Source organism: Prosthecobacter sp., assembly GCF_044378005.1.
Lineage (GTDB): Bacteria > Verrucomicrobiota > Verrucomicrobiia > Verrucomicrobiales > Verrucomicrobiaceae > Prosthecobacter.
In genome coordinates, this window is sequence record NZ_JBILYB010000286.1 from 1 (window position 1) to 3537 (window position 3537).

At 58.7% G+C, this 3537-nt stretch carries 4 protein-coding genes; 1 reads left to right on the plus strand and 3 read right to left on the minus strand.

What is annotated here, in order from left to right:
- Positions 1–135: 135 nt before the first annotated feature.
- The gene (locus AC6FTP_RS26150) at positions 136–594 is read right to left on the minus strand and encodes a Crp/Fnr family transcriptional regulator (RefSeq protein ID WP_497209838.1); all 459 of its coding nucleotides are present in this window, start codon (positions 592–594) and stop codon (positions 136–138) included.
- 116 nt (positions 595–710) lie between these two features.
- Here AC6FTP_RS26150 and AC6FTP_RS26155 point away from each other — a divergent pair, with 116 nt between their 5' ends.
- Complete coding sequence (locus AC6FTP_RS26155; RefSeq protein WP_497209839.1) at positions 711–2006, plus strand: SGNH/GDSL hydrolase family protein; 1296 nt, start codon at positions 711–713, stop codon at positions 2004–2006.
- Between the two features lie 627 nt (positions 2007–2633).
- On the opposite strand, the gene AC6FTP_RS26160 is transcribed toward AC6FTP_RS26155, so the two are convergent.
- Together AC6FTP_RS26160 and AC6FTP_RS26165 are read right to left on the minus strand one after the other, a co-directional pair.
- Positions 2634–3098, minus strand: coding sequence for a hypothetical protein (locus tag AC6FTP_RS26160; protein WP_497209840.1), 465 nt, complete (start codon positions 3096–3098; stop codon positions 2634–2636).
- Positions 3099–3111: 13 nt separating this feature from the next.
- Positions 3112–3537: hypothetical protein (locus AC6FTP_RS26165; protein WP_497209841.1), on the minus strand; the 426-nt coding region annotated here is incomplete at its 5' end.

The window sequence follows — 3537 nt, forward strand, 5'->3', positions numbered from 1 at the left end:
GTTTTCATCGGTCGCCTTATTTACACCACCCCTTCAACTTTGCCAATCGACAGGTTTTCAAACACGGCCTAACATCCCACAAACAAACAGGCCAGACTCTCGTCTGGCCTGTTTGTTAAAGCGATCAGCGCCGCATCAGCCGCCGTAGAAGCTGGCGATCTTCTCATTCACGGAGCGCAGGCGGCGGGCGATGGTCTTGCCGACGCCGATCAGCAGCCAGGCAGCAGGACGGGGATACTCATTGATGTAGGACTCCAGACTCTTTGAGTCAATGCACCAGACCTGGCTGAACTCGACGGCGGTGACGGTGGCGCTCGCAGCAGAGGGATCGAGGAGATTGATCTCGCCCACGGTTTCGCCACTGCCGACGCTGCCGAGCAGGACCTTATGGCCGCCGCGCATGGCGGTGGCGTGGAGCTTGCCGCTGATGATGAAATAAAGGCTCGTCTGCACGCTGCCTTCCTCGATCAAATGACTGCCGGGCTGCACGGGGCGGAATTCGCCGTAGCCGCTCAGGATGTCGCGGTCCTCATCGCCGAGGGGTTCCATGATGCCGAGGGCGGGGATTTGGGGAGTGGAGAAGTCAGCGCTCATAATTTTTGGGGAGAACGGGGTTTTGTAGGTGACTGCCCGACGGAAGGCAAGCCTTGGAAAAAGAATTGCCGAAAACTTTCCGCCACCGAAAGAGAACAACCGCCACCTCTTCAACCATGATTCCCGTCCTCCGCTGCGCCTTCCTCAGCCTTCTGGCCTTCGCCAGCCTCCAATCTGCCGAGCCTGAGTTTCCCCTCGTCGCCGCGCAGGAATGCCGCCCCCGCACCGGCCTGCCGAACTTCTTGCACAAAGTCAGCCAGCCCGGCGCGGAGCTGAAGATCGGCTACTTCGGCGGCAGCATCACCGCCCAGCCGGGATGGCGCGTCAAAACGCTCGCCCATTTCCAGAAGACCTACCCGCAGGCGAAGCTCAGCGAGATCAATGCGGCCATCGGCGGCACCGGCTCCGACCTCGGCGTCTGCCGTCTGAAGCAGGACATGCTCGATCAAAAGCCCGACCTGCTCTTCGTCGAGTTCGCCGTCAATGATGGCGGCGCGCAGCCCGAGCAGATCATCCGCTGCATGGAGGGCATCGTCCGCCAGACCTGGCGCACGCTTCCCGAGTGCGACATCTGCTTCGTCTATACCGTCACCGAGGCCCTCGTGCCCGCCATGCTCGACGGCAAATTCCAGCGCAGCGCCAGCGCCATGGAAAGCGTGGCCGATCACTACGGCATCCCCACTATCCACATGGGCATGGAAGTCGCCAAGCTCGCCAAAGCCAGCAAACTCGAATGGAAGGCCAAGCTCCCGAAGACCAACGAAGAAAAGAAAGCCCTTGGCGACAAGTTCGTCTTCGCCCCCGACAGCGTCCATCCGCATGTCGAGACCGGCCACGAGCTCTACCTCGCCGCCATCGTTCGTTCGCTTGGCCCCATCGCCGAGTCATCTGGCAAACCCGCCGCGCACGCCCTCTCCGCAGCTTTCAATCCGAAGAACTACGAGAACGCCAAGCTCATCCCCATCAGCGCCACCACCCTTTCCAGCGGCATCACCGCCGTCGATGTGAAAACGGACGACTTCGGCAAACGCTGGGCCGCCCGCCTGCCGAACCTGCACACTGGCTCGAAGCCCGGCGAGACCATCACCTTCAAGTTCAAAGGCACCCGCTGCGCCCTCTACGACCTCATCGGTCCCGACTGCGGTCAGGTCATCGTCACGCTCGACGACCAGCCCGCCAAGATCGTCCCACGCTTCGACGCTTACTGCACCTACCACCGCCTGGCTTCCCTCATGATCGGCGACGGCCTGCCCGACACCGTCCACACCGTGAAGATCGAAATCCATCCCGACCAGCCGGACAAAGCCGCCATCCTCGCCAAGAACAAGAACACCATCGACAAACCCGAGCGCTTCGACGGCACCAAGATCTACCCCGGCGCCCTCCTGCTCATGGGTGACGTGGTGAAGTGACCTGACAGCGCCAGCGGCAAACTCAAGAGCGGTGACCGCTGGCTCCCTCGCCCCGGCGGTGCATCTCGCACTCTCCCAGATCTCATTCCGGGGAGAGGGTTGGGGTGAGGGGCAGACCGCTTGCCGCATCGAGTCAGGAGTTCCTTACCCCCAGAGATCGGACCTTGGGTGCTCCCATGAAGCGCCCAAGGCGCACCCCATACCAGCCTGGGGCGATTCAGCCCCAGGTTCCCGAACCACCCTCCATCCGCCAGGGTCGAGGGCTGAAGGCCCGGTGCCATGCACGAGGCGTCCTGAGCATCGGTCGGGCTTTCCGCCCTCCACCTGAGCGGGCAAGGGGTTGGGCCTGGAGTTCCTGGGCCGCTGGCCCAGACTGGTATCCGACGGGCACGTTTGCCCTGGGAACCCCCAGCGACACGCGGCGATGTCTGAGCCTCCAGATGCACCCCACCTGAGGGCCTGCGGCATCCAAACTCCCCCGCCCGGCCCGCCGCCGCTTCTCCAGCACGGTTCGGGGTAGTCGCCTGCGGAATTCGCCCTCCCGTGTAGGGATCCAATCACAATTTGATTGCCTTTTCCAAGTTCCCCAATGCCAATCGGATCTATCTCTTTATGCCGTGACACTACTCATTTTGAGATCGGATTCTCACGAATTTCCTGGAGGAACGCGATCACCTCGGAATGTGCCTGCTGGTCTGCTGAATCAGTCAGGAACATTGCCGGGTTGTAAAAGCGGGAGAGGGCCGATGAAGCTATGTAAAAAACAACGCCGAGACCGATGCCTATCCAAAATCGATAGAAGCAACCGATGACGACAAGAATTACGGCTGTCAGTGCAAGTCCACTACAAGATGCTGAGCAAGCTGTTCCTGAAAATGGTTTGAGGTAGAAGTGGTGCCACTTCTGTAAGAGTTCATTAGCACGAGGAGAAAGCTCGGTGAATGCGCGGGGCTTGTCACCGCTCTTGAGGGCGCATGCTATAATAGCGAACAATGCAACGCCTCCACCAAGTATGCACCAAGCGATGGTGCGCGAGAGAAAGACAGCGATAATCGCCGCTAAGCTGATGAGGATCTGGAGGACCTGGAACATCGTCTTGTATAGGTTATTGCAGAAATAACATAAGGTAGGCTAGCGCTGCTATTCCTGCGATGCCAATGGGGAAATACTTCATCCAAGTTTCCGTGAATGGCTTTTTAAAGGCAATTAGAACGAGCGCTACAAACAGTGAGATTGCGAGAGAGATAACAACCGCGCCGAGCAGCCATCCTAATGCTTCCATAACGAAGCCGAATATCCCCAATTGAGAAGATGGCATATACATCTCAAGTGCAGTTTTAGGGCGGAACCACGAGTGGAAAAGACCCAAACAAAAAGCGAAACAACATGCTTTTAGGAAGTTTATTCTAACTCGCGCCCAATTTGGTGCCGACAGATTATGTTTGAGGTGCGCTGGAGTCGGAGGAGGGGCAATACGCTTTATTCTGCTTGTTCGAGTTAAAGGCAGAACTGGAATTGTTATTGAATGATG